This is a genomic window from Nguyenibacter sp. L1, from assembly GCF_035199985.1.
GTDB classification, from domain to species: domain Bacteria; phylum Pseudomonadota; class Alphaproteobacteria; order Acetobacterales; family Acetobacteraceae; genus Gluconacetobacter; species Gluconacetobacter vanlangensis.
The window spans coordinates 2,398,160-2,422,221 of sequence record NZ_CP127015.1; the positions used below are offsets into that span (position 1 = coordinate 2,398,160).

Here is a 24,062-nt window from a genome sequence, read left to right on the forward strand (position 1 = left end):
TCACAGCGCCGCGGCATGCCGCCCGGTTCCGGGGCGATGATAGGCGTCGAACAACGCGGCGATATGGCGCAGGAACGGCCGCCCGGCCTCGGTCACGCGGATCATCGAACCGTCCAGCGTCACGAACCCGTCCGCCGCCGCCTGGCGCAGGGCGGGCCCGGCCTGCGCGAACCACCCGGCCGCCTGGACCGACGCCGCCTGGCCGGATCGCCCCGCCAGGGCCAGCGGATCGACGCGCAGGTCGCACATCAGCCGCTCGATCACCTCGCCGCGCAGCCGGTCCTCCGCGCTGCGGCACAGGCCCCGCGCCACCGGCAGGCCGTCGGGCCGCGCGGCCATCCGCCGGATATAGGACGCGGTCGAGACGTCGTTCTGCGTCATGCCCTGGGGAAAGGCCGAAATCGCCGAGGCGCCCACCCCCACCAGCACCGGCGCCGGATCGACGGTATAGCCCTGGAAATTCCGGCGCATCGTCCCGGCCTCGGCGGCGCGGGCCAGCATGTCGTCCGGCCGGGCATAATGGTCCAGCCCCACCCCGCGATAGCCCGCCGCGCGCAGCACCGCGTCGATCCGCTCGCGCTGCGCCAGCCGCTCGGCCGGCCCCGGCAAGGCATGTTCGGGCAGCAGTTCCTGGCGCTTCTGCTTCCACGGCACGTGGGCATAGCCGAACACCGCCAGCCGGTCGGGCCGCAGCACGCCGGCCACGGTCGCCGCCGTCTCGCCCACGCTGCCGACCGTCTGGTAGGGCAGGCCATAGATCAGGTCGATATTGACCGAGCGGATGCCCGCCCGGCGGATCTGCGCCACGCACTCTTCGGTGCGCGCGCGGCTCTGTATCCGGCCGCAGGCCATCTGCACCACGGGGTCGAAATCCTGCACGCCCAGGCTGGCCCGGTTGAACCCCTGCGCGCGCAGCACGTCCGGATAATCGTCGGGCAGGGCGCGCGGATCGAGTTCGATGGCGATTTCCGAATCCGCCCGCACGGCGAACAGGCAGCGGATCGTCTCCATCACCATCCGCATGGACTCGGCCGGCAGGGCGCTCGGCGTGCCGCCGCCCCATTGCACGTGCCTCACCGGATGGCCCGGCCCCAGCAGGGCCGCGACCCGGCGCAACTCATCGGCCAGCAGCGCGGCATAGGCCGCCCGCCCCGCCGCATCGCGCATCACCGACGTGGTGCAGCCGCAGAACAGGCACAGCGAATCACAGAACGGCACATGCAGGTACAGCGAAACCGGCATTCCCGCCGGCACCGCGCGCAGCCAGTCCTCGGCCTGGGCCGCGCCCACCGACGCGTCGAACTGCGCCGCGGTGGGATAGCTGGTATAGCGCGGCAGGCTGCCGCCGTAGCGCAGCAGGATGTCCGCGGAAAGCGCCGTTCCCATCGGGTCAGAACCGATATTCGATGCCCGCGCCGACCACCGTCGGGTCCAGCGAATCATGCGCCTTGATGAACGGACCGTTCGCCCCGCCGCGATCATTCGCCCAGGCATGCATGTTCATGAAGATCTGCTTGACATCGAAATTGAAAAACCAGTTCCCGACCAACTGGTAATCGAAACCGGCATTGATCGACGGCCCGCCCGTCACCCCGACGTTCAGCTTCTGCACCAGCCCGCCGGCCGGCGAGACGTTATGGAACCAGGCCAGCGTGCCGCCCACGCCCAGATAAGGGTTGAACCGCTTGTGCGGACGGAAATGCCACGCCAGTGTCAGGGTCGGCGGCAACACCCAGGCACTGCCGACATCGACATGCGCCACCCCCAGCACGCCGTCGGCCGCCACTTCGTGCCGGCTGCTGGCGGCGATCAGGTCCACCGACAGATTGTCGGTGAAGAAATATTCGAACGTCAGTTCCGGCGTCGCCTGGCGCGTAGTCGAAATCCGCCCGGCCACCGCCGCGCCGTTGATCCATAATTTGCTGTCGCGATCCTCGGGCATCACGCCGATCGCCGACAGGCGAATCAGGAAATCCCCTTTCCCCAAGCCGATCTTGGTGTCGGCACAGGTCTCGAACACGCCGCAGTGCCCATGCGCGGGCGGCGGCGTCAGGCCCGGCGCCACCACCGGCGCGTTGACATAGGCCGAGGACGCCGCGCTGGCCCCGCCCTGGGCATGCCCGGCGGCCGGCGCCAGCGCGGCAGCACCGGCCATCAGCGAAAAGCCAAGAGTACGGGCCAAACTCATCATATGCGCCTTTCCGATCACCATCGTTCTCAGCCGCAAAGATCACGCGTTCGTTCCCGTCGCCTTGACATATGTCAAGTCTTCAAAAACCAGATTCTGAAAGGAAAAGTCGAAAGTCCGTCTTCTTTTTCTGAAGAAAAAGAAGCAAAAAGACTTTTATTCGTTAAAGGACTTTGGATACGGCCGGCAAATCGTCCCCGAACGTCCGGAAGTTTTTTGGTTCTTTTTTTCAAAAAAGAACGCAACGGCGACATCCCGGGCCGCCATCATCCGCCCAGCGCGCAGCTCAGCATCTCGCCCGCCTCAGCATGTCCGCGGGCGGCCAGCGCCGCCCGCAGCCGGGCCGCGCGGCGCGGCAGCAGCACCCTGACCGCGCCGCATCCGGCCCGGCGCGCCACGGCGTCCAGCACCGGCAGGAAGGCCTCCAGCACCGCGCTTTCGTCCCCGAAGGTCAGGGCGACGAAATGTTCGGCCGTCAGCACCCGCCCCAGGCGCATATCAGGGTCGCAGTGAAAGGATATCACGCCGCAGGGCCGCCCCGCCGCGCCATGCCGCGCCACCAGCATGCCCTGCCGCCCGTACCGCCCCGCGCGGAGGGCCCGCCGGGCCGCGCGCATCCACAAACCCCGCTCCAGCGCCGGAAAGATCATACGGACCAGCGGATAGACCAGGGCCGCGTCATCCGGCCGCAGCGGGCCGGCGGCGATGGCGGGATGCGTCGTCATGACGATATCGGCACAGTCCTTCTTTTTCGCCTTTCGCACGTAACGCTCGCGAGCGTTGCACGCAGAGGCATTGATTCAGGTCAATTCCGCCCGCATTCTGTGCTAGCGTTCATTTTCCTGGCCGCCGGGCTTCGGCGGCATGAGCGGCCGCCACGCCCGGGGGCCCAAACCGGGAGGACCCGGCCGACATGCCCGACCCGACCCCTTGCCAGCGCGAGGCTCCGCCCCGCCGCGCCGTGCTGTCCGGCCTGCACCGCCAGCCGGGCTATTGCCTGACCTGCGGGGTACGGGCGCACAGCGTCTGCAGCGCCATCGACGATCAGGACATCGCCCGCCTGGCGGAAATGGCGGTCGAGACGACGGTGCTGCCCGGGCGCACCTTCATCGAGGAAGGCGCGCCCGCCACCGACTTCTTCAACGTCACCGCGGGCAACGTCAAACTGTTCAAGGCGCTGCCGGACGGGCGGCGACAGATCACCGGCTTCGCCGGCACCGGCCATTTCCTGGGGCTGGCGGTCTCCGACCGGTATGCCTTCGGGGCCGAGGCGATGGACACGGTCCGGCTCTGCCGGTTCTCGCGCACCCGCATGCGCCAGATGATGGACGATTTCCCCCGCCTCGAACGCCGCCTGCTCGCCGAGGCGTCGAACGAACTGGTGGCGGCGCAGAGCCAGATGCTGCTGCTGGGCCGCAAGACCGCGCGCGAGCGGGTGGCCAGCTTTCTGCTGGACCGCGTGGGCGACGCGCCATGCCCCGGCCAGGACAGAAGCAGGGGCCAGGGTCAGGGCCAGAGCCAGGGTCTGAATCAGGGTCAGGACGTGCCGCTGCCGATGACCCGCGCGGACATCGCCGATTATCTGGGCCTGACGATCGAAACCGTCAGCCGGACGCTGAGCTGGATGCGCACCGAACGGATGATCGCCATCGGCAAGGGCCATGCGGTGCGCGTCACCGCGATGGACCGGCTGGAAATCCTGGCCGGCGGCGAAGCCTGACCCGCCGCTATTCGTCCAGTTGCCCGGGCCGGGGCAATATGGCTGACCGCACGGTGCGCGCCCGGTTGGGGCCGCCGACCACGTGGCCGATGGGCGTCAGGACGTCGACATGGTCGCAGATGATCTTGAACACCGCCAGCAGCGGCACCGACAGGAACGCCCCCCAAACGCCCCACAGCCAGTCCCAGAACATCAGCGAGCCCATGACCAGCACCGGATTGAGGGTGAAGCGCCGCGCCAGCACCATCGGCGTGATCGTCTCGCCCTCCAGCAGGTGGATGCCCAGATAGACCAGCGGCGGCAGCAGCGCCTGCAGCAGGGACGGCAGCACGATCACGCTGACGACGAAATAGACCAGGATGCCGGTCAGCGGCCCGATGATGGGGATATAGTTCAGCAGGAACGCCACCACCCCCCACAGAAGCGGGTTGGGCAGGCCGAACACCCAGCATTGCAGCATGTTCGCCAGTCCGACCAGCAGGTTGATGGCGGTGATCGTGGTCAGATAGAGCGAGATGTTGCGTTCGACCTGCGATGCGATCTGCACCGCGCGGCGCTTGTCGGCAAAGGTCGGCATGATCTCGACGACCCGCCGCAGCAGGCTATCCCCCTGCGCCAGCAGGAAGAACAGCATCAGCATCATCGTGAAGGCCTGCCCGACGAAGGCCCGCGTGCCCAGCAGCACGCTGGAGCCCAGCGAGCTCAGCCCCCCGCCCGGCGACGCGGACGCCACCACCACGACCGGCGCGCCGGCGGCACGATGCTCGCCGCTGACCACGGTCAGGAAATTCTCGATCCGCTCGTTGGCGGCCTGGATCATCTGGATCGGGCCGTGCATCAGCGCCAGCCGCGTCTGGATCGCGGTCATGGTCTGCGGCGCCCGCGCGATCCAGCCGGCGGCCGGCACCGAAATCGCCGTGCCGATCGCCCCCACCACCCCGAACAGGCACAGGATCAGCAGCAGCGCCGCCAGCGTCTTGGGCAGGTGCAGCCGCATATGCAGCACGCGCATGGGCGCCGACAGCAGCAGATTGACCACCAGCGCCAGCACGATCGGCAGGATGATCGCGGCCGCGAAATACAGCGTATAGAACACCGCCAGGACCGCCAGGATCAGCAGGCAGACGGTCTGGGGCTGGAAACGGCTGCGGCGGATGATCTCGGCCGCCCGTTCCCGCCGCGCGGCCGCTTCGACATCGTCCAGTTCCGACACAGGCGGCATGGCCCACTCTCGCCCAAGGCAGCGCGGCCACCGGACCGGCCCGTCACCCGGGGGTAATCCGCCGCTTGCCGGCGCGCAAGGCACAAAAGACGGCGCACGCCGCCCCGCGAATGCCCCGCGCGAACGAACGCGATCACAAAAACGTGAGACACCTGCCTCCCCTCGCGCGCCCCTATGCCGCGATCGGGGGTTGAAAGGACGGGTCAAGCGGTCGCACATTGGCCCGAGCGCGGCCAGCCGGAGAACGGGCAGCACCCGTTTTTCGCCGGCCGCCCGTTTTCGCAACCGATGGAGACCGTCATGGCCTGGACTGCCCCGAAGATCACCGAAGTTCCGCTGGGCGCGGAAATCAACAGCTACGTCTGCGGCCAGAAGAAATAAGCCGCATGACGCCGCCCGCCTCGCGCGGGCGGCGTTTTTCCCCTAAACCTCCGGCCATGATCGACATCATCGTTCTCGGCGCGGCGGCGGGCGGCGGCTTTCCGCAATGGAACTCCAACGCCCCTTCATGCCGACGGGCCCGCGCCGGCGATCCGGCGGCCCTGCCCCGGACCCAGGCCTCGATCGCCGTCAGCGGCGACGGCACGCACTGGTTCATCGTCAACGCCTCGCCGGACCTGCGCCAGCAGATCGGCCGGACCGAGGCGCTGCATCCAAACCACGGGCTGCGCTCCACCCCCATCGCCGGGGTGGTCCTGACGGGCGGCGAGGTCGACACCATCACCGGCCTGCTGACCCTGCGCGAACGCCAGCCCTTCACCCTGCTGGCCACCGCCCCGGTGCTGGCGCTGCTCGACGCCAACCCGATTTTCGAGGCCCTGGACCGGACCATCATCCCCCGCCGCGCGCTGGCGCTGGACGTGCCCACGGCGCTGGCCCTGCCGGACGGCGCGGCCGCCGGGCTGACGGTCACGGCCTTCGCCGTGCCCGGCAAGGTCCCGCTCTATGCCGAATCCGGCCCCGACCCCGCCGCGATCGTCGAGAACGGCGAGACGATCGGCCTGGCGATTTCGGACGGCACGCGCCAGGCCCTGTTCATCCCCGGCTGCGCCCGGATGACCGACAGCCTGCGCGCGCGCCTGCGCGGCGCCGACCTGGTCTTCTTCGACGGCACGCTCTGGACCGACGATGAAATGCTGCGCGCCGGTGTGGGCCAGAAGACCGGGCGGCGCATGGGCCATATGTCGGTCAGCGGCCCGGACGGCACGATCGCCGCCTTCGCCGCGCTGGACGTCCGGCGCAAGATCCTGATTCACATCAACAATACCAACCCCATCCTGCTCGACGACAGCGCCGAGCACCAGGCCGCCCGCGATGCGGGGTGGGACATCGCCTTCGACGGCATGAGGATCCAGGCATGAGCACGCCGCCCCTTTCCCCCGACGGGCTCGAGGCCGCGCTGCGCGCCATCGGCGCCGAACGCTATCACAACCTGCATCCGTTCCATCGCGCGCTGCATGACGGCCGGCTGACCCGGGGGCAGGTGCAGGCCTGGGCGCTGAACCGCTATTACTACCAGTGCCGGATCCCGGCCAAGGACGCGACCCTGCTGGCTCGCCTGCCGACGGCGGAGCTGCGCCGCGAATGGCGCCGCCGCCTGGTCGATCACGACGGCGACGCGCCCGATACGGGCGGGGTCGCGCGCTGGCTGAAACTGACCGGCGGGCTGGGGCTGGACCGCGCCTATGTCGAATCCCTGCACGGTCTGCTGCCGGCCACCCGCTTCGCCGTCGACGCCTATGTCCATTTCGTGCGCGATCGCTCGATCCTGGAAGCCATCGCCTCGTCCCTGACCGAACTTTTCTCGCCGACCATCATCGGCGAACGCGTCTCGGGCATGCTGCGCCATTACGATTTCGTCACCCCCGACACCCTTGCCTATTTCCAGCCGCGCCTGACCCAGGCCCCGCGCGATTCCGATTTCGCCCTGGCCTATGTGCGCGACCATGCGCGCACCGCCGAACAGCAGCAGGCGGTGATGGACGCGCTGCGTTTCAAATGCGACGTGCTGTGGTCGATGCTGGACGCGCTGGACTATGCCTATGTCGCGCCCGGCCGCATCCCGCCCGGCGCCTTCCGTCCCGACCCCGCATGACCGGCGACCCGCGTGCCGCGCCGTCCGAGGCCGATATCGTCCGCTTCCTGCGCGGCACGCGGCTGCAGCACGACCGGGTGCGCGACCAGTGGGTGATCCAGGCGCCCGAACGCGCCTTCATCGCCGATCCGGTCGCGGCCGAAATCCTGCGCCTGGTGGACGGGCAACGCCCGGTCGGCGCCATCATCGACCTGCTGGCCGCCCGTTTCGACGCGCCCCGCCCGGTCATTGCCCGGGACGTGCTGGCCATGATCGCCGACCTCGCGGCCCGCCAGGTCCTGACGGCATGACGACCGCCCCGCCGCCGATGAGCCTGCTGGCCGAGCTGACGCATCGCTGTCCGCTGCAATGCCCGTACTGCTCCAACCCCCTGGCGCTGGACGGGCGCGAGCGGGAACTGACCACCGCCGAATGGACCGGCATCCTCGACCAGGCGGCCGAACTGGGCGTGCTGCAGGTGCATTTCTCGGGCGGCGAGCCGATGGCCCGGCCCGACCTGCCCGATCTGGTACGCCACGCGGCGGGGCGGGGGCTGTACACCAACCTGATCACCTCGGGCGTGCTGCTGACCGAAACCAGCTTCCGCACCCTGGCCGATGCGGGGCTGGACCATGTCCAGCTCTCTTTCCAGGACGTCGATGCGGCCTCCGCCGAACGGATCGGCGGCATGGCCGGCGCGCAGGAGCGCAAGCTGGCGGCCGCCCGTATCGTCGTGGCCGACGGCATGCCGCTGACGCTGAATTTCGTCGTCCATCGCGCCAATATCGCGCGCATCCCGCACATGCTGGACCTGGCGCTGTCACTGGGCGCGCGGCGGGTGGAAATCGCCCACACGCAATATTACGGCTGGGGCCTGGCCAACCGCGCCGCCCTGCTGCCCAGCCGCGCCCAGCTCGAGGACGCGACCCGCGCCGTCGCGGACGCGCGCGCCCGGCTGGGGACGGCGCTCGCCATCGATTACGTCACCCCCGATTATTACGCCGACCAGCCCAAGCCCTGCATGGGCGGCTGGGGACGCCGCTTCGTGAATATCTCGCCCGCCGGCCATGTTTTGCCCTGCCACGCGGCCGAAACCGTGCCCGGCGTGCCCATGCCCGACATCCGTACCGCCGGCCTGGCCGAGATCTGGGAAAACGCCCCGCTCTTCCGGCTGTTCCGCGGCACGGACTGGATGCCCGAACCCTGCCGCGGCTGCGACCTGCGCGAACAGGATTGGGGCGGCTGCCGCTGCCAGGCGCTTGCCCTGCTGGGCGATGCCGGCGCCACCGACCCGGTCTGCACCCGATCGCCCCACCATGGCCGCATCGCCGCGATCCTGGACGGCCTGCCGGACGATCCGCCCGGCTATATTTATCGCCGGTACGGAAATTCACCGCAATGAGCGAGTGCCTTTGCGTTCTTTTTTGAAAAAAGAACCAAAAAACTTTTGTACGTCGGGAGCTATGTGCCGGCGCGCACGGAAACCCCTCAGGCCACCCGCGGCAGGCTGACGACGAACCGCGCGCCGGTCACCTGGCCATCGGGGCCGATGCGGTTTTCCGCGCGGATCGTGCCTTTCAGGGTCTCGACGATCTGCCGGCTGATCGACAGGCCCAGCCCCGAATGCTGGCCGAAATTCTCGCTGGTCGGCCGCTCGGAATAGAAACGGTCGAAGATGCTGTTCAGCTTTCCGGGCGGAATGCCCGGCCCTTCGTCCGTCACCGCGATCTCGACCATTCCGCCGGCGGCCGGCACCGCGCTCAGCACGATGCGCCCCTCGGGCGGCGAGAACGAGATCGCATTGCCGATCAGGTTGCGCAGCACCTGCACCAGCCGGTCCTCGACCGCCATCACCGCCAGCCGGCGCTCGGCCGTATCCCCGCTGCTGGCCACGCTCAGCACCGGCTGGCCCGGCTGGCGCGTCGCCTGGTGGATCTCGGCCAGCACCGACAGCATCGGCACCACCGCCACCGGCTCGGTGCGTGCGCGCGACAATTCCGCGTCCACCCGGCTGGCATCGGAAATATCGGTGATCAGCCGGTCCAGCCGCCGCACATCCTCGTTGATGATCGACAGCAGCCGCCGCTGGCGGTTCAGATCCTCGATCCGCAGCAGCGTCTCGATCGCCGAGCGGATCGACGAGAGCGGGTTCTTGATCTCGTGGCTGACATCGGCGGCGAACCGCTCGATCGCGTCCATCCGCGCCCACAGCGCCCGGGCGCTGTCCTGCAGCGCCCGCGCCACCTCGCCGATCTCGTCCCGGCGGGCCAGCAGGCGCACCGGCACCGGATCCGACCGGCCGGTGCTCTCGCGCATCACATGGGCCGACGCGGTCAGCCGCAGCAGCGGACGCGCGATCGTCAGCGACAGGTACCACGACAGCAGCACCGTCACGGCCAGCGCCACCAGGAACAGCGACAGGATCGACGAGCGCACGGCGAACAGGGACCGGTCCACGTTGCCCGCCTGCCGCGTCAACTGGATGATGCCGATCGTCTGGCCCTCATGCATCACCGGCTCGGCCACCGTGACGATCAGGTGCCGGCGCGCGGTCCGGCGGATATAGGGGGGCATTTCCGGCTGCGCGGCGCCGTCCGCCCCGGTCATCGGCTGCACGCTGGGGTCGGTATCCGGCGTGTCCAGGGTCACGATCCGCCCGCCCGACAGGATCGGCAGCAGGGACAGCAGCCGGTCATAGAACCGTTCGGCCAGCCCCAGCTTGGCCCCGGCCGCCGCCCGGGGCGCGCGATCATCGCCGTCGTCGGCGGCGGGCGAGGGCAGGGGCTGCATGGCGATCTGCCCCCGCGCCCCGCGATGCTGCACCGCCGCCGCGGCCTCGACCCGGCTGTCGGCCACCAATTGCCCGTCGGGGGCGAACAGCCGCGCATGGGCGCTGGGGCTGGGCTCGGTCAGGCGCAGCAGCAGCGGCCGGGCCAGCGGCGCGTCCAGGATCGGCGCGCCGCCATGGCCGAACACCACGGCGCTCTGCCCCAGCGCGCCGGCATAGATCCGCGCCTGCTCGCGCAGGGCCATGACCTCGGCTTCCAGCAGGCTGTTCTGGAACTGGCTCAGATAGAGCAGCGTCACCGCCAGCACCATCAGCGGCAGCACGTTGACCAGCAGCACCCGCCGCATCAGCGGCGAGACCAGGCGCGTGCGATATTCCCGATAGGCCGCCGCCGCGTCGCGGTTCAGGTTCTCGCCGCCGGTCTCGGCCCCCCGGCGCAGCCAGGTGAACGGATCGGGCAGCGCCGTCACCAGGTTGCCGATGCGCACTCACTCCTCCTTGTAGCGATAGCCGATCCCGTACAGCGTCTCGATCTGGTTGAACTCCTCGTCCACCTGGCGGAATTTCTTGCGCACCCGCTTGATGTGACTGTCGATGGTGCGGTCGTCGACATAGATGTTCTCGCCGTAGGCGGCGTCGATCAACTGGTCGCGCGACTTGACCAGCCCGGGCCGCGCCGCCAGCGCCTTGACCAGCAGGAACTCGGTCACCGTCAACTGGATGTCCTTGCCGCGCCACAGGCACTGGTGCCGCGTCTCGTCCAGCGACAGGTCGCCGCGCACCATCGTGCCGCCGCCGCCCGCTCCGCCCGCCTCGTTGCGGGTGGCGTCGTTGCGGCGCAGCAGCGCGCGGATGCGCTCGAGCAGCAGTCGCTGCGAGAACGGCTTGGTGATGTAGTCGTCCGCCCCCAGGCGCAGCCCCATCAACTGGTCGACCTCCTCGTCCTTCGACGACAGGAAGATCACCGGCAGGTGGGACCGGCTGCGCAGGCGCTGCAGCAGTTCCATCCCGTCCATGCGGGGCATCTTGATATCCAGCACCGCCAGGTCGACCGGCCGGGTCGTGATTCCGTGCAGGGCGCTCTCGCCGTCTGTATAGGTGCGGACGCAGAAGCCCTCGGCCTCCAGCGTCATCTGCACCGAGGTCAGGATGTTCCGGTCGTCGTCGACCAGGGCGATCGTGTGTTTCGTCGGCTCCATCGCGGCGTTCTCGCTCCCTGCCGACAACCCCGCCGGCCTTGCTGGTCACATCGTCCGCGCCATCATAGCGCCAGGAACAAGGCGCTGTCATGGCAGGCGCCGATGACCATCCGTCCATGTCCCTCTACAGGAGACGGACCACGAGGTCCCGGGCAGGGAACAGGGACGCGGAAACGTCATGGTCGGCCATGCCGCAATGCCTTGTCCAACGGCGCGCGGTGACCTACTTCAAGACGCATGAGCCACGATACCGACCCGACCGAAGCCACTGGCCATACCCCTGGCCAGGCCACCGGCAACGACCAGGATACAGCCCGGATGGACAGTGAAGAGATGGATACCGCCCAGACCGCGACGGCCGACGCCTCCCCCGAAACCGGACCCGAAGCCCGGATCCAGGAGCTGGAAGCCGCGCTGGAGGACATGCGCGAACGCTGGATGCGCTCGGAGGCCGAGATGCAGAACCTTCGCGCGCGCACCAAGCGCGAACTGGACGATGCGCGGCAATACGCGACGCAGAAATTCGCCCGCGACGTGGTCGAGGCCGCCGAGAACCTCAAGCGCGCGCTGGCCAGCCTGCCCCATGCCACCGAGGGCGAGGACCGGCTGATCGCGCGCATGCGCGAGGGGATCGAGAGCACCGAACGGTCCTTTATCGGCATCCTGGAACGGCACGGCATCTCGGCCACCGACCCGGCCGGCGCGCCGTTCGACGCCAACCACCACCAGGCGATGGCCGAGCAGCACAGCGAGGAGCATCCACAGGGCACGGTCATCCAGGCCTGGACCCCGGCCTGGAAGCTGCATGGCCGCCTGCTGAAGCCGGCGATGGTCGTCGTGTCCAAGGGCGCGCCGCCCGCCGACACGCCCGCATCCGACAAGACCAGCGCCTGATTCCCGGCGGCGCCCGGACCGGCGTCCCGAGCGGCATCCGGGATCGCCCCGGATTTGCGCCGGAATTGCCCTTGAAAGGGATACCCGGTCTGAATACATGCTGGACAGATCCGGCGGTGCGGGCGCCAGCACGCAGTGTGGCGGACAAGGCAGATCATCAGGTGCGGCGGACCATTCGCGCCACCTGCCGGGCCATAATGGGTTCTAGGGTCCTTTCCGGTGCTTCGGGCCGGTCGGGACCGCTGAAAGGAGAATATGAATGAGCAAGGTTATCGGCATCGACCTCGGCACGACCAATTCGTGCGTCGCCATTCGCGAGGGGGATGAGACCCGCGTCATCGAGAACAGCGAAGGTGCGCGCACCACCCCGTCGATGGTCGCCTTCACCGATAGCGGCGAAATGCTGGTCGGCCAGGCCGCCAAGCGCCAGGCCGTCACCAATCCCGCCAACACGCTGTATGCGGTCAAGCGCCTGATCGGCCGCCGCTATGACGACCCGACCGTGACCAAGGACAAGGCCCTGGTCCCTTATGCGATCGTCCCCGGCGACAACGGCGACGCGTGGGTCGAGGCGCAGGGCAAGAAATACGCCCCGTCGCAGATCGCGGCCTTCGTGCTGGGCAAGATGAAGGAAACGGCCGAGTCCTATCTGGGCGAGAAGGTGACCCAGGCGGTCATCACGGTGCCGGCCTACTTCAACGACGCGCAGCGCCAGGCGACCAAGGATGCCGGCCGCATCGCGGGGCTGGACGTGCTGCGCATCATCAACGAGCCGACGGCGGCCGCCCTGGCCTATGGGCTGCAGAAGAAGAACAGCGGCACGATCGCGGTCTACGACCTGGGCGGCGGCACGTTCGACGTGTCGGTCCTGGAAATCTCGGACGGCGTGATCGAGGTGAAGTCGACCAACGGCGACACCTTCCTGGGCGGCGAGGATTTCGACGCGCGCATCATCGCCTATCTGGCCGACGAGTTTAAGCGCGAGCAGGGCATCGACCTGCGCGCCGACAAGCTGGCCCTGCAGCGCCTGAAGGAAGCGGCGGAAAAGGCGAAGATCGAGCTGTCCTCCTCCAAGGAGACCGAGATCAACCTGCCCTTCATCACCGCCGACGCCTCGGGGCCGAAGCACCTGGTGCTGAAGCTCAGCCGCGCGAAGCTGGAAAGCCTGGTCGACGACCTGATCCAGCGCACGATGGATCCGTGCCGCGCCGCGCTCAAGGATGCATCCGTCTCGGCGGCGGAAATCGACGAGGTGATCCTGGTCGGCGGCATGACCCGCATGCCCAAGGTCATCGAGGCGGTGAAGCAGTTCTTCGGCAAGGAGCCGGCCCGCAACGTGAACCCCGACGAGGTCGTGGCGATCGGTGCTGCGGTGCAGGGCGCGGTGCTGAAGGGCGACGTGAAGGACGTGCTGCTGCTCGACGTCACCCCGCTCTCGCTGGGGATCGAGACGCTGGGCGGCGTGTTCACCCGCCTGATCGACCGCAACACCACCATCCCGACCAAGAAGAGCCAGACCTTCTCGACCGCCGAGGACAACCAGAGCGCGGTGACCATCAAGGTGTTCCAGGGCGAGCGCGAGATGGCGGCCGACAACAAGCTGCTGGGCAATTTCGACCTGACCGGCATCGCCCCCGCCCCGCGCGGCATGCCGCAGATCGAGGTGACGTTCGACATCGACGCCAACGGCATCGTGTCGGTCTCGGCCAAGGACAAGGCGACCGGCAAGGAACAGCAGATCAAGATCCAGGCATCGGGCGGCCTGTCCGACGCCGACATCGAGAAGATGGTCAAGGACGCCGAGGCGAACGCCGCGGCCGACAAGGCCAAGAAGGATCTGGTCGAGGCCCGCAACCATGCCGAAGGGCTGGCGCATCAGGTCGAGAAGTCGCTGGCCGAAGCCGGCGACAAGGTCCCGGCCGGTGACAAGGCGGCGGCCGAGGCGGCGATCGCCGATGTCCGCAAGGCCCTGGAAGGCAGCGACGCCGCCGCGCTCAAGAGCGCGTCCGATGCGCTGTCCCAGGCGGCGATGAAGATCGGCGAGGCCGTCTACAAGGCCGGCCAGGCCGAGGCGGCGCCCGGTGCCGGCCCGTCGACGGGGACCTCGGGGGCGCATGGCGAGAAGGTCGTCGACGCCGATTTCGAAGACGTGGACGACAAGAAGTCGGCCTGATCGTCCGGCGGCGCGGTCGTGGCGGCCCGGTTTCGGCCGGTGCCGCCCGCCACGGGCTCCGCCTTTGGCCGCCGCCTCTGGTTCCCGCCTTTGGCCGAAGGCGCCCCCTTCTGCCGAAGGCGGGCGCTTTTCCTTGACCGACCCTGTTCATTTCATGATCGACGGCCGCGGCACCGCCCTGAACGCGGCCCCCAATGAGGACCGTGATGGCCACCAAGCTCGATTACTACGCCGTGCTCGAAGTCTCCCGCGATGCGAATGGCGACGAGTTGAAAAAGGCGTATCGCCGGCTGGCCATGCAGTACCACCCGGACCGCAATCCCGGCGACGCGTCGGCCGAATCCCGGTTCAAGGAAATCAACGAAGCCTACGACGTCCTGAAGGACGATCAGAAACGCGCGGCCTATGACCGCTTCGGCCATGCGGCGTTCGAGGGCGGCGGCCCCGGCGCCGGCGGGTTCGATTTCGGCGGCGGTCTGGGCGACATCTTCGAGCAGATGTTCGGCGACATGATGGGCGGCCGGCGCGGCGGCCGCCGCTCGGGCAGCGACATCCAGATCCAGGTCTCGATCTCCTTCACCGAGGCGTTCTCGGGCGTCAAGAAACCCGTCACCGTGCCCACCCGGGTCATCTGCGAATCCTGCGACGGCTCGGGCTCGGCCGACCGCGACCAGGGGGCCGAGACCTGTCCGACCTGCCATGGCGCCGGCAAGGTCCGCGCCCAGCAGGGCTTCTTCCTGGTCGAACGCGCCTGCCCGACCTGCCACGGCGCCGGCAAGGTGGTGCGCAATCCCTGCCCGGCCTGCCGCGGCACCGGCACCGTCGAGCGCCAGCGCACGCTCGACGTCCCGATCCCGGCAGGCGTCGAGGACGGCACGCGCATCCGGCTGTCCGGCGAGGGCGAGTCCGGCGGCAAGGGCGTGCCCCCGGGGGATCTGTACGTCCATGTCGCGGTCGAGCCCCACCCGATCTTCCAGCGCGACGGCGCCAACATCTATTGCCGCGTGCCCCTGCGCATGACCCAGGCGGCCCTGGGCACCGAAATCGAGGTCCCGGTGGTCGACGGCTCGCGTGCCAAGGTCAGGGTTCCCGCCGGCACCCAGACCGGCGAGAATTTCCGCCTGCGCGGCAAGGGTTTCTCGGTCCTGCGCTCGGCGGCGCGCGGCGACATGTATATCCAGGTCTCGGTCGAGACCCCGCGCCACCTGACCAAGCGCCAGCGCGAACTGCTCGACGAATTCGAAGGCGACGGCGGCGACCACGAGCGCGCCAATCCCGAAAGCGCCGGCTTCTTCGGCAAGGTGCGCGATTTCTTCGAAGGCAAGCTCTGAACGCGGCGATCCGCCGCCGCGGTTGAAAGGGGTGCCGGTTAGGGGTAGAAATCGAGGGTCCATGGTGATCCCCCCAACTCGCACCGTGGATAGTCCAGGCGGCGCGATCCCCCGGTCGCGCCGCCATCCGTATTTTGGGCCCCGGATATGACGACAGAAACGGTCCGCATCGGCATCGCCGGCATCAATGGCCGGGTCGGACGCCTGCTGCGCGAGGAAGTGGCGGCCGGCGGCGGCAGCCTGGCCGGCGGCACGGCGCGCGACGCCCAGGCTGCATCCGGGGCCGCGTCCGGCCAGTTCGCCACGCTCGGCGAGCTGGCGCCGCGCTGCGACGTGGTGATCGATTTCACCCATGCCGCCACGGTGCGCGCCCACGCCGCCATCCTGGCCGAGGCAGGCGTCGCCTGGGTGCTGGGCACCACCGGCCTGTCGGACGAGGACCTCGACGCCGTCCAGGCCGCCGCGCAGCGCATCCCGGTGGTGCATGCCGCGAATTATTCGCCCGGCGTCACGCTGGTCACCCGCCTGGCCCGCCAGATGGCCGCTGCCCTGCCGTCCGCGGCCTACGACGCCGAAATCCTGGAAATGCACCATCGGCAGAAGGTCGACGCCCCCTCGGGCACGGCGCTGGCGATCGGCCAGGCGGTCGCGGACGGGCGCGGCATCGATTTCGCAAGCCATGTCGAGGACGCGCGCACCGGCCATACCGGCCCCCGCCGGGCCGATGCGATCGGCTTCGCCGTGCTGCGCGGCGGCCAGATCGTGGGCGAACATACCCTGACCTTCACCTCGGCCGCCGAACAGATCACGCTGGCCCACCGCTCCTTCGACCGGCGCATCTACGCCACAGGCGCGGTGCGCGCGGCGCTGTGGCTGCGCGGCCGCACGCCCGGCCTCTACGACATGGAGGACGTGCTGGGCCTGCGCGCCCCTTGATTCTCGGGGCCTGATTTCCCTCGGCGCGAGCGTGATATGCCCTGAAAATACTTGACGCTGTGCGGGTATTCCGTCACATCGTCCCGCCCCCCTGCCTCCGCATGAGCGGCGGCACCCCGTTTCATCGTGCGAGGTCAGCAGAACCATCATGCGCAACAAAGGCGATTTTCTGTTCACATCGGAATCGGTGTCCGAAGGCCATCCCGACAAGGTCGCGGACCGGATCAGCGACAGCGTTCTGGACGCCTATCTGGCGGCCGACGGGGAATCGCGCGTCGCATGCGAAACGCTGGTGACGACCAACCGCGTGGTGCTGGCCGGCGAGGTGCGCGGCCCGTCCTCGGTGACGACCGAGGCGCTGATCGAGGGCGCGCGCGCCGCCATCCGCGATATCGGCTATGACCAGAGCGGCTTCTCGTGGAAGAACGCCGCCATCGAATCCTATCTGCACGCCCAGTCCGCCGACATCGCGGTCGGCGTGGACAGCGCCGGCAACAAGGACGAGGGCGCCGGCGACCAGGGCATCATGTTCGGCTTCGCGACGCGTGAGACCGAGACGCTGATGCCGGCGCCGATCCATTACGCGCACGGCATCCTGCACCGCATCCGCGACCTGCGGAAGGCCGGCGACGCGCGCGTCGCCGGCCTGCAGCCCGACGCCAAGAGCCAGGTGACCCTGCGCTATGTCGATGGCCGCCCGGTCGGCGCGACCTCGGTGGTGATTTCCACCCAGCACGACGAAGGCGCCAGCCAGCCCGCGATCCGCGACGCGCTGCGCGAGGTGGTGCTCGAGGTGCTGCCCGAGGGCTGGATGTGCCCGGACGACGAATTCTACGTCAACCCGACCGGCGTGTTCGTCATCGGCGGTCCCGACGGCGATTGCGGCTTGACCGGGCGCAAGATCATCGTCGACACCTATGGTGGCGCGGCCCCGCATGGCGGCGGCGCCTTCTCGGGCAAGGACCCGACCAAGGTGGACCGTTCGGCGGCCTATGCCTGCCGCTACCTGGCCAAGAACGTGGTCGCCGCCGGCCTGGCCGATCGCTGCACGCTGCAGATCTCGTACGCGATCGGCGTGTCGCATCCGCTGTCGGTCTATGTCGACCTGGACGGCACCGGCAAGGACGTGGACGAGGCGAAGCTGGGCGATGTCCTGCGCGAGGTCATGAACCTCTCGCCGCGCGGCATCCGCCGGCATCTGCGCCTGAACCGCCCGATCTATACCGAAACCGCCGCCTATGGCCATTTCGGCCGCACGCCCGACCCGGCCCGCGACAATTTCACGTGGGAACAGACCGATCTGGTCGACGCGCTGCGCGGCGCCTTCAACCGCTGAGCGCATGACGGTCCGGCAGGCATCGCAGGCGGTCCCGGGCCGCCCCCGCGACCCGGCGCAGCCGGTCGCGGTCAAGGCCCCGCCGGACCGGCTCTATGGCCGCCAGCGCGGCCATCCGCTGCGCCCGCGCCAGCAACGCCTGCTGGACCTGACGCTGCCGCGCCTGCGGCTGGCGGAATCGGCGCTGGCCGATCCGGCGCGGGGCTTCGGCCGCGCGCCGTCCGAAATCTGGCTGGAAGTCGGTTTCGGCGGCGGCGAGCATTCGCTGGCCCAGCACGCGTCCCATCCGGATGTCGGCTATATCGCCAGCGAGGTCTTCGAAAACGGCCTGTGCTCGCTGCTGTCGCGCCTGGTGCCCGACGGGCAGGAGGACACGGCCCCCGTCCCCGACCGGTTGCGGCTGTGGGACGAGGACGCGCGCATCCTGCTGCGCGCCCTGCCGGACCGGTCGCTCGACCGGATGTTCCTGATGTTTCCCGATCCGTGGCCCAAGGCCCGGCACGCCAAGCGCCGCTTCGTCCATCCCGAGACGATCAGGCTGGTGGCCCGCGTGCTCAAGCCGGGCGCCACCTGGCGCGTCGCCAGCGACGACCCGACCTATCAGGCGTGGGTGGAAGAGGTCATGGCCGCCCAGGACCTGTTCGACACCGCACCGCCCGCCACGATCCGCCCCGAAGGCTGGCCCCCGACCCGCTACGAGGCCAAGGCCCTGCGCGCCGGGCGGCAACCCTTCTACTGGGTCTTCACCCGGCGCTGACCGCGCGCCCGGCCACAGCGCGGCCGGTCAGGACAGCGACACCCCGGTCAGCCGCTCGGACACCGCCCACAGCCGCCGCGCGGCGGGCAGGCTGCGCGCCTGGGGCGGTATCCGCGCCTCGGCCACCGCGCCACGCCGCTCGCCGCGCCCGGCCGGGCCGTAATAATGGCCATCCGCCGCCTCGCGGCCGGCGGCGGCGAACAGGATCGGCCGCGCCCCGGCCTCGGCCGACTGGCCCATCAGCCGGAAGGCCACCCGCACCATGCCCCGGATCGCCCGTTCGGCCGCGTTCGGCGCCTCGGGCACGCGACTGGCCATGATGTCGGTCACCGCCCAGCCCGGATGGGCGGCGAGGGAGTGGAGGTTCCACCCCCCGGACTGCGCCAGCCGGTCCAGTTCCAGCGCGAAGATCAGGTTGGCCAGCTTGCTCTGCCGATAGGCGCCGAACGGCGTATAGCGATGCCGCGCCTGCAGATCGTCGAATACCAGCCGGCCGCGCCACGCCGCCAGGCTGGCGACGCTGACCACCCGCCCGCCGTCCGGGGCGCGCAGCAGCAGCGGCCGTAGCCGTCCGGTCAGGGCGAAATGGCCCAGGTAATTGGTGCCGAATTGCAGTTCGAACCCGTCCTCGGTCTGCGCGCGGCGCGGCGCGCCCATCAGGCCGGCATTGTTCACCAGGATGTCCAGCCTGTCGGTCCGCTCCCCCAGCGCCTGGGCGAAGGCCGCGACCGAGCGCAGGCTGCCCAGGTCCAGCATCATGAAGTCCGCCCTGGCCTCCGCCCCGCCGGTTTCCGCCACCCGGGCCCGCAGCCGATCCAGCGCCGCCTGGCCGCGCGCCGCGTTGCGCCCCGCCAGGATGGTCGTGGCCCCGCGCGCCGCCAGGCCGCACGCGGTCTCATAGCCCAGGCCGCCGCTCGCCCCCGTCACCACGGCGACCCGCCCGGTCAGGTCCGGGGCGCGCGCGATCGTCCATTTCGCCGGCACGGCCATCATGCCTGCTCCCCTTCACGGTGCCGACCCGCATGCTGCCGGTCCCTGTGGTGCGCGCTGCTGTGCTGCTCCCGCTCGGCCGCCTTCGTGGCTTCCTCGGTCAGGCGCACTTCGTTGCGTTTCAGGAAGACGAAGCCGCTTCCGATGACCAGCAGCGCGATCGCCCCCAAGGTCAGCCCGACCGGGCCCGAGATGTTCAACACCTGGTGGCCCAGATAATAGGTACCGAACGCATAACCGCCGGCCCAGCCGATTCCGCCCAGGGCATTGTAAAACAGGAACGTATGCCACGGCATGCGGTTCGCCCCCGCCAGCAGGGCCGCGAAGACGCGCAGGATGGCGATGAAGCGGCCGAAGAACACCACCTTGCCACCATGACGGCGGAACAGATAGCGCCCCAGCAGCAGCCGGCGCGGCGTCAGGCAGACCTTGGCGCCGTGCCGCTCCAGCAGGCGGAAGCCGAAGCTCCGCCCGATCAGATAGCCGAAATTGTCGCCCATGATGGCGCCGGCGATCGCCGCCACCGCCACCCAGCCGATATCCAACTGATGGGTCGCCGCGCAATAGAGCGCCGAGGAGATGATCAGGGTTTCGGCCGGCAGCGGCAGGCCCATGCTCTCGAACATGACGACGACGCCGATGACGCCGTACCCATATTGCATGACGAGGGATTCGAACTGATGAACCAGCGGATTGGACCTGTCCTGTTGCGCGAAGAGGCTGAGGAACCGTCTGGCCAACGCCGTGTCAAGTCAATAGGACGGGACAGCGCCCCCAAAGCAGGACCCCCCGCATGACCGCCCCCCACGCCGGCACCGGATCCGCCCCCGAGATTTTATCCTACGGCACCTGGCCCTCCCGCATCACGCCGGACCTGGTGGCGGGCCGGACGCTCGGCCTGTCCGAGCTGCAGACCGACGGCGACGCGGTCTATTGGCTGGAAAGCCGCCCCGCCGAAGCCGGCCGCACCGTCCTGGTCCGCTGGACCGAACGAGACGGCATGCGCGACGTCACCCAGGCACCCTTCGATGTCGGCACGCGGGTCCATGAATATGGCGGCGGCGCCTATGCCGTGTCGGGGGGCCGCATCGCCTTCAGCAACCGGCCGGACGGCAGTCTCTGGCTGATGTCCGACGCGCCGGGCGCCGTCCCCCGCGCCCTCAGCCATGCACCCGGCCTGCGCTTCGCCGACCTGGCCTTCGCCCCCGATGGCGCCACCCTGTTCTGCGTGCGCGAGGACCATACCGCGCCGGGCGAAGCGGTCTCGACCCTGGTGGCCTTCCGCACCGGCGACGCCGACGGCGGCGATCCCGCGACGCAGGCCGGCACGGTGCTGGCGGCGGACGCGGATTTCGTCAGTTCCCCCCGCCCGTCGCCCGACGGCACGCATCTGGCCTGGATCGAATGGGACCACCCCGCCATGCCATGGGACGCCACCCGGCTGCGCCTGGCCCGGCTGGCGGGCGACGGCGCCCCGTCGCTGGCGGAGCCGCGCACCCTGCTCGATGACGGGTCCTCGGTCATCGAACCCGCCTGGGCCGACGAGCGGACGCTTCTGGTCGCCTCGGACCGCGACGGGTGGTGGAACCTGCTGCGCGTTGCCCTGCCGGACGGGCAGGCCACGCCGGTCGCGCCGATGCGCGCCGAAATCGGGCTGCCCCATTGGGTGTTCGGCCTGCGCAGCTACCGTCCGCTGCCCGGCGGCTCCATCCTGGCCATCGCGATCGAGGACGGCGCCCCCCGGACGATCCTGATCGCCGAAGACGCGGTCCACCCGGTGCCGCTCGGCCATCCCGCCGCCTGCCCGTCGCCGCTGGCCGACGGATCGCTGGCCTGGATCGACATGCCGCCCGACGGGCCGCCCGCCATCCTGCATGCCCGCGCCGACGCGCCGCCGCGCACCCTGCGCGCCGCCGCCGCCCCCGGCCTGGCGCCGGACGACATCGCACGGGCCGAGACGATCCGCTTCCCCCTGCCGGCGGGATCGGGGCAGGACGGCCACGCCTTCTTCTATCCCCCCGCCAGCCTAAGCTATCGCGGTCCGGCGGACGAGAAGCCGCCGCTGATCGTCATGGCCCATGGCGGCCCCACCGGTCGCGCCGGCACCGCCTTTTCGTACAAGATCCAATGGTGGACCAGCCGGGGCTTCGCGGTGGTCGACGTCAACTACGGCGGCTCGACCGGCTTCGGCCGCGCCTATCGCCGGAGGCTGGACGGGCAATGGGGCGTGGTGGATGTGGCGGACTGCATCGCCGCCTGCCGCCACCTGGTGGCGACGGGCCGGGTCGATCCCGCCCGCATCGCCATGCGCGGCAGCAGCGCCGGCGGCCTGACCGTGCTGCTGGCCCTGGCGCAATCCGACCTGTTCGCCGCCGGCGCCAGTCTGTATGGCGTGACCGACCTGCGCGCCCTGGCGCAGGAGACGCATAAATTCGAATCCCGCTATCTCGACCGCCTGGTCGGCCCCTATCCGGCGGCCGAAGACCTCTATCTGGCGCGCTCGCCGCTGGCCCGGGCCGACGCGATCCGCGCCCCGGTGCTGTTCCTGCACGGGCTGGACGACGCGGTGGTCCCGCCCGGCCAGGCCCGCGACATGGTCGCGGCGCTGGCCGCCAACGCCGTCCCCCATGCCCATTACGAATTCGCGGGCGAGGGCCATGGCTTCCGCCGCGCCGAGACGATCCGCCGCGCGCTGGAACTGGAACTGGATTTCTACGGCAGGGTGTTCGGCTTCACCGTGCCGGACGTGGCCGAACGCGTCATCCTGCGCCCGGCCGACGAAACGCCGTAGTCACAATTGGTCAGCCTGGTGATCTGTCTCCGAAATGCGCAAGCGGATTTCGGAGACGGAATAGAGACAGGATATCAGCGGGCCACGATGGCGGTATCGCCCCGCCGCGGGCGAAAGCGGCCGGCATGCAGCGCCGCCTCGATATCCTCCAGCGACGCGCCGCGCGTCTCCGGCACCAGGAAGAAGACGAACAGCACCGACGCCAGGTTGACCCCGGCATAAAACCACATCGTCCCGCCCAGCGAGATCAGCTTGACCAGGCTCAGCGCCGTGCTGGTCACCAGCAGGTCGCTGCCCCACAGCGTCGCGGCATGCAGGCTGGTCGCGGTGCCGCGCATCGGCAGCGGGAACATTTCGGCACCCAGCAGCCAGCCCACGACCTGGATGCCACCGGAATTGAACATCATGAACAGCAGCAGGAAGACGATGATCATCCAGCTTCCGACGCTGCCCTTGTCGGGATGGATCGCGAACATCAGCCCCAGCCCCAGCAGGCTGAGGACCGAGCCCGGACCCATGATCAGCATCAGCCGCCGCCGCCCGACATGATCGACGATCATCGACCCGCCGAGCGTCATCGCCAGATAGACGATCGAGACGCCCAGGCTGGCCAGCAGCGCCGAGGCATGGCCGAACCCCGCATCCGACAGGAAGGTCGGCGCGTAATAGATCATCATCTCCAGCCCGCCGCACTGGGTGAAGAACGCCACCCCCAGGGCCGCGACCAGCGCCGGCCGCACCCAGGGCTGCATCAGCCCGCGCCAGCCGCGATGCGCGTCCGCCACCCCGTCCGATGCTTCGTGAATCTTGTTGATTTCACGGTGGATTTCCCGATGCGAGGTCCGCACCCGCGTCAACTGCGCGATCGCGGCGTCCAGCCCCTCGTTCTCGGCGGTCCAGCGCGGGCTCTTGGGCAGGAAGAACATCGCGACGAACACGCACGCCGCCGGCAGGGCGGCGATCGCGATCATCGGGCGCCAGCCCCAGGCATCGCGCGCCGCGAAACCGATGACGTTGGCTGTGAAGATGCCGATGCCGATCGCGACGTTGAACAGGGTCACCAGCCGCCCGCGCCGCGCCGCCGGGGCCAGTTCCGAAATATACATCGGCACCACCTGGGTGGATCCGCCGACCCCCAGCCCCAGATAGACCCGCGCGATGATCAGCGTCCAGACGTCGGGGGCCATGGCGCAGGCGGCCGCCCCCGTCACGAACAGGGCCGTCACGACCATGACCGAGGCCCGGCGGCCGAACCGTTCCGACAGCCATCCGGTGCCGAGCGCGCCGATGACCGCGCCGGCCAGGATGGCCGAGGCCACCAGTTCCTGCGCCGTGCTGCCCAGGTGGAAATCCTGCGTGATCAGCAGCAGGGCACCCGAAATAATGCCGGTGTCGTAGCCGTAGAGGCCGCCGCAGATGGCGGCCACGGCGGCTGCGAGCCAGAGCGTCAGCCGCGCACTGCCCGAAATCTCATGCCGGGATATCGCGGCGAGGCTTGCCGCCTGTGGTGAGAAATTCTGCATCCTGTTCTCCTTGTCCGGAAAATGGGTTTCGGAAAATGGGTCGGCTCCTTCCCCGATGATGCGTACCGCCCGCGACGCCGCTCCGGTCAGGGCCCGTCCGGGACCGCGCGCCGGTGGCGGTCCCGGGCAGGCTTTCCCGG

Annotated in this window: 22 protein-coding genes; 13 read left to right on the top strand and 9 right to left on the bottom strand. The window is 69.5% G+C overall.

The genetic code is table 11. From position 1 onward, the window contains the following. From hemN to QN315_RS10820, 3 genes are all read right to left on the bottom strand, one after another. Window positions 1-1,386 (bottom strand): oxygen-independent coproporphyrinogen III oxidase, encoded by a 1,386-nt coding sequence (hemN, locus tag QN315_RS10810; RefSeq protein ID WP_323989281.1) that lies wholly within the window; start codon window positions 1,384-1,386, stop codon window positions 1-3. Between the two features lie 4 nt (window positions 1,387-1,390). After that, a complete protein-coding gene (locus QN315_RS10815) occupies window positions 1,391-2,188 on the bottom strand; it encodes an OmpW family outer membrane protein (RefSeq protein WP_323993399.1) in 798 nt (265 codons plus the stop codon). A gap of 266 nt (window positions 2,189-2,454) precedes the next feature. Continuing rightward, entirely contained in the window at window positions 2,455-2,913 is a 459-nt protein-coding gene (locus QN315_RS10820) for a hypothetical protein (RefSeq protein WP_323989283.1), read from the bottom strand. A gap of 188 nt (window positions 2,914-3,101) precedes the next feature. Here QN315_RS10820 and QN315_RS10825 point away from each other — a divergent pair, with 188 nt between their 5' ends. Then, entirely contained in the window at window positions 3,102-3,908 is an 807-nt protein-coding gene (locus QN315_RS10825; RefSeq protein WP_323989285.1) for a Crp/Fnr family transcriptional regulator, read from the top strand. A gap of 7 nt (window positions 3,909-3,915) precedes the next feature. Here QN315_RS10825 and QN315_RS10830 read toward each other — a convergent pair whose 3' ends face one another. Next, window positions 3,916-5,130: an AI-2E family transporter gene (locus QN315_RS10830; RefSeq protein ID WP_323989287.1), complete on the bottom strand. Its 1,215-nt coding sequence runs from the start codon at window positions 5,128-5,130 to the stop codon at window positions 3,916-3,918. 300 nt (window positions 5,131-5,430) lie between these two features. On the opposite strand from QN315_RS10830, the gene pqqA reads away from it, so the two are divergent. Genes pqqA through pqqE form a run of 5 tightly spaced genes read left to right on the top strand, consistent with a single transcriptional unit; the run spans window position 5,431 to window position 8,606 of the window. Continuing rightward, window positions 5,431-5,511, top strand: a complete 81-nt coding sequence (pqqA, locus tag QN315_RS10835) for a pyrroloquinoline quinone precursor peptide PqqA (protein WP_012224451.1) — start codon at window positions 5,431-5,433, stop codon at window positions 5,509-5,511. Window positions 5,512-5,567: 56 nt separating this feature from the next. After that, entirely contained in the window at window positions 5,568-6,491 is a 924-nt protein-coding gene (gene pqqB / locus QN315_RS10840; RefSeq protein ID WP_323993401.1) for a pyrroloquinoline quinone biosynthesis protein PqqB, read from the top strand. Further along, a complete protein-coding gene (gene pqqC / locus QN315_RS10845) occupies window positions 6,488-7,225 on the top strand; it encodes a pyrroloquinoline-quinone synthase PqqC (RefSeq protein WP_323989288.1) in 738 nt (245 codons plus the stop codon). The genes pqqB and pqqC overlap by 4 nt, the downstream gene beginning before the upstream one ends. Further along, window positions 7,222-7,515, top strand: a complete 294-nt coding sequence (gene pqqD / locus QN315_RS10850; protein WP_323989290.1) for a pyrroloquinoline quinone biosynthesis peptide chaperone PqqD — start codon at window positions 7,222-7,224, stop codon at window positions 7,513-7,515. Before pqqC ends, pqqD begins: the two co-directional genes overlap by 4 nt. Further along, on the top strand, window positions 7,512-8,606 hold the full coding sequence (gene pqqE / locus QN315_RS10855) for a pyrroloquinoline quinone biosynthesis protein PqqE (protein WP_323989291.1): 1,095 nt from the start codon (window positions 7,512-7,514) through the stop codon (window positions 8,604-8,606). Before pqqD ends, pqqE begins: the two co-directional genes overlap by 4 nt. 86 nt (window positions 8,607-8,692) lie before the next feature. On the opposite strand, the gene QN315_RS10860 is transcribed toward pqqE, so the two are convergent. Both QN315_RS10860 and QN315_RS10865 read right to left on the bottom strand, forming a co-directional pair. Then, window positions 8,693-10,339 carry a stimulus-sensing domain-containing protein gene (locus tag QN315_RS10860; RefSeq protein ID WP_323993403.1) on the bottom strand — a complete coding sequence of 549 codons (1,647 nt, stop codon included), beginning with the start codon at window positions 10,337-10,339 and terminating at the stop codon, window positions 8,693-8,695. A 141-nt stretch (window positions 10,340-10,480) separates the two neighbouring features. Further along, window positions 10,481-11,191, bottom strand: coding sequence for a response regulator transcription factor (locus tag QN315_RS10865; protein ID WP_176640461.1), 711 nt, complete (start codon window positions 11,189-11,191; stop codon window positions 10,481-10,483). 333 nt (window positions 11,192-11,524) lie between these two features. Here QN315_RS10865 and QN315_RS10870 point away from each other — a divergent pair, with 333 nt between their 5' ends. From QN315_RS10870 to QN315_RS10895, 6 genes are all read left to right on the top strand, one after another. After that, window positions 11,525-12,085: a nucleotide exchange factor GrpE gene (locus tag QN315_RS10870; RefSeq protein WP_323993404.1), complete on the top strand. Its 561-nt coding sequence runs from the start codon at window positions 11,525-11,527 to the stop codon at window positions 12,083-12,085. 259 nt (window positions 12,086-12,344) lie between these two features. Continuing rightward, window positions 12,345-14,258 (top strand): molecular chaperone DnaK, encoded by a 1,914-nt coding sequence (gene dnaK / locus QN315_RS10875; protein ID WP_323989292.1) that lies wholly within the window; start codon window positions 12,345-12,347, stop codon window positions 14,256-14,258. Between the two features lie 206 nt (window positions 14,259-14,464). Further along, complete coding sequence (gene dnaJ, locus QN315_RS10880; RefSeq protein WP_323989293.1) at window positions 14,465-15,589, top strand: molecular chaperone DnaJ; 1,125 nt, start codon at window positions 14,465-14,467, stop codon at window positions 15,587-15,589. A 147-nt stretch (window positions 15,590-15,736) separates the two neighbouring features. Next, entirely contained in the window at window positions 15,737-16,525 is a 789-nt protein-coding gene (dapB, locus tag QN315_RS10885; RefSeq protein ID WP_323989294.1) for a 4-hydroxy-tetrahydrodipicolinate reductase, read from the top strand. A gap of 148 nt (window positions 16,526-16,673) precedes the next feature. Then, window positions 16,674-17,861: a methionine adenosyltransferase gene (gene metK, locus QN315_RS10890; RefSeq protein WP_323989296.1), complete on the top strand. Its 1,188-nt coding sequence runs from the start codon at window positions 16,674-16,676 to the stop codon at window positions 17,859-17,861. A gap of 4 nt (window positions 17,862-17,865) precedes the next feature. Then, window positions 17,866-18,618 carry a tRNA (guanine(46)-N(7))-methyltransferase TrmB gene (locus QN315_RS10895; protein ID WP_323989297.1) on the top strand — a complete coding sequence of 251 codons (753 nt, stop codon included), beginning with the start codon at window positions 17,866-17,868 and terminating at the stop codon, window positions 18,616-18,618. 27 nt (window positions 18,619-18,645) lie between these two features. Here the strand turns inward: QN315_RS10895 and QN315_RS10900 are convergent, their stop codons facing one another. After that, the gene (locus QN315_RS10900; RefSeq protein WP_323993406.1) at window positions 18,646-19,608 is read right to left on the bottom strand and encodes an SDR family oxidoreductase; all 963 of its coding nucleotides are present in this window, start codon (window positions 19,606-19,608) and stop codon (window positions 18,646-18,648) included. Next, entirely contained in the window at window positions 19,608-20,270 is a 663-nt protein-coding gene (locus QN315_RS10905; RefSeq protein ID WP_323993408.1) for a DedA family protein, read from the bottom strand. Before QN315_RS10905 ends, QN315_RS10900 begins: the two co-directional genes overlap by 1 nt. Window positions 20,271-20,401: 131 nt before the next feature. Between QN315_RS10905 and QN315_RS10910 the strand changes: the two genes are divergently transcribed. Next, window positions 20,402-22,399 (top strand): S9 family peptidase, encoded by a 1,998-nt coding sequence (locus tag QN315_RS10910; protein ID WP_323989299.1) that lies wholly within the window; start codon window positions 20,402-20,404, stop codon window positions 22,397-22,399. Between the two features lie 74 nt (window positions 22,400-22,473). Here the strand turns inward: QN315_RS10910 and QN315_RS10915 are convergent, their stop codons facing one another. Further along, window positions 22,474-23,922 carry a sugar porter family MFS transporter gene (locus QN315_RS10915; protein WP_323989300.1) on the bottom strand — a complete coding sequence of 483 codons (1,449 nt, stop codon included), beginning with the start codon at window positions 23,920-23,922 and terminating at the stop codon, window positions 22,474-22,476. Window positions 23,923-24,062 lie beyond the last annotated feature (140 nt).

What these genes read in the sequence shown, in the direction of transcription:
- pqqD (WP_323989290.1), top strand. Translation starts at nt 7,222, where the DNA reads ATGACCGGCGACCCGCGTGCCGCGCCGTCCGAGGCCGATATCGTCCGC.
- pqqA (WP_012224451.1), top strand. Translation starts at nt 5,431, where the DNA reads ATGGCCTGGACTGCCCCGAAGATCACCGAAGTTCCGCTGGGCGCGGAA.
- metK (WP_323989296.1), top strand. Translation starts at nt 16,674, where the DNA reads ATGCGCAACAAAGGCGATTTTCTGTTCACATCGGAATCGGTGTCCGAA.
- QN315_RS10905 (WP_323993408.1), bottom strand. Translation starts at nt 20,270, where the DNA reads ATGCAATATGGGTACGGCGTCATCGGCGTCGTCGTCATGTTCGAGAGC.
- dnaK (WP_323989292.1), top strand. Translation starts at nt 12,345, where the DNA reads ATGAGCAAGGTTATCGGCATCGACCTCGGCACGACCAATTCGTGCGTC.
- pqqE (WP_323989291.1), top strand. Translation starts at nt 7,512, where the DNA reads ATGACGACCGCCCCGCCGCCGATGAGCCTGCTGGCCGAGCTGACGCAT.
- QN315_RS10820 (WP_323989283.1), bottom strand. Translation starts at nt 2,913, where the DNA reads ATGACGACGCATCCCGCCATCGCCGCCGGCCCGCTGCGGCCGGATGAC.
- QN315_RS10900 (WP_323993406.1), bottom strand. Translation starts at nt 19,608, where the DNA reads ATGGCCGTGCCGGCGAAATGGACGATCGCGCGCGCCCCGGACCTGACC.
- pqqB (WP_323993401.1), top strand. Translation starts at nt 5,568, where the DNA reads ATGATCGACATCATCGTTCTCGGCGCGGCGGCGGGCGGCGGCTTTCCG.
- QN315_RS10895 (WP_323989297.1), top strand. Translation starts at nt 17,866, where the DNA reads ATGACGGTCCGGCAGGCATCGCAGGCGGTCCCGGGCCGCCCCCGCGAC.
- QN315_RS10825 (WP_323989285.1), top strand. Translation starts at nt 3,102, where the DNA reads ATGCCCGACCCGACCCCTTGCCAGCGCGAGGCTCCGCCCCGCCGCGCC.
- QN315_RS10860 (WP_323993403.1), bottom strand. Translation starts at nt 10,339, where the DNA reads ATGCGGCGGGTGCTGCTGGTCAACGTGCTGCCGCTGATGGTGCTGGCG.
- QN315_RS10865 (WP_176640461.1), bottom strand. Translation starts at nt 11,191, where the DNA reads ATGGAGCCGACGAAACACACGATCGCCCTGGTCGACGACGACCGGAAC.
- QN315_RS10915 (WP_323989300.1), bottom strand. Translation starts at nt 23,922, where the DNA reads ATGCAGAATTTCTCACCACAGGCGGCAAGCCTCGCCGCGATATCCCGG.
- QN315_RS10830 (WP_323989287.1), bottom strand. Translation starts at nt 5,130, where the DNA reads ATGCCGCCTGTGTCGGAACTGGACGATGTCGAAGCGGCCGCGCGGCGG.
- QN315_RS10870 (WP_323993404.1), top strand. Translation starts at nt 11,525, where the DNA reads ATGGATACCGCCCAGACCGCGACGGCCGACGCCTCCCCCGAAACCGGA.
- QN315_RS10815 (WP_323993399.1), bottom strand. Translation starts at nt 2,188, where the DNA reads ATGAGTTTGGCCCGTACTCTTGGCTTTTCGCTGATGGCCGGTGCTGCC.
- dnaJ (WP_323989293.1), top strand. Translation starts at nt 14,465, where the DNA reads ATGGCCACCAAGCTCGATTACTACGCCGTGCTCGAAGTCTCCCGCGAT.
- pqqC (WP_323989288.1), top strand. Translation starts at nt 6,488, where the DNA reads ATGAGCACGCCGCCCCTTTCCCCCGACGGGCTCGAGGCCGCGCTGCGC.
- dapB (WP_323989294.1), top strand. Translation starts at nt 15,737, where the DNA reads ATGACGACAGAAACGGTCCGCATCGGCATCGCCGGCATCAATGGCCGG.
- hemN (WP_323989281.1), bottom strand. Translation starts at nt 1,386, where the DNA reads ATGGGAACGGCGCTTTCCGCGGACATCCTGCTGCGCTACGGCGGCAGC.
- QN315_RS10910 (WP_323989299.1), top strand. Translation starts at nt 20,402, where the DNA reads ATGACCGCCCCCCACGCCGGCACCGGATCCGCCCCCGAGATTTTATCC.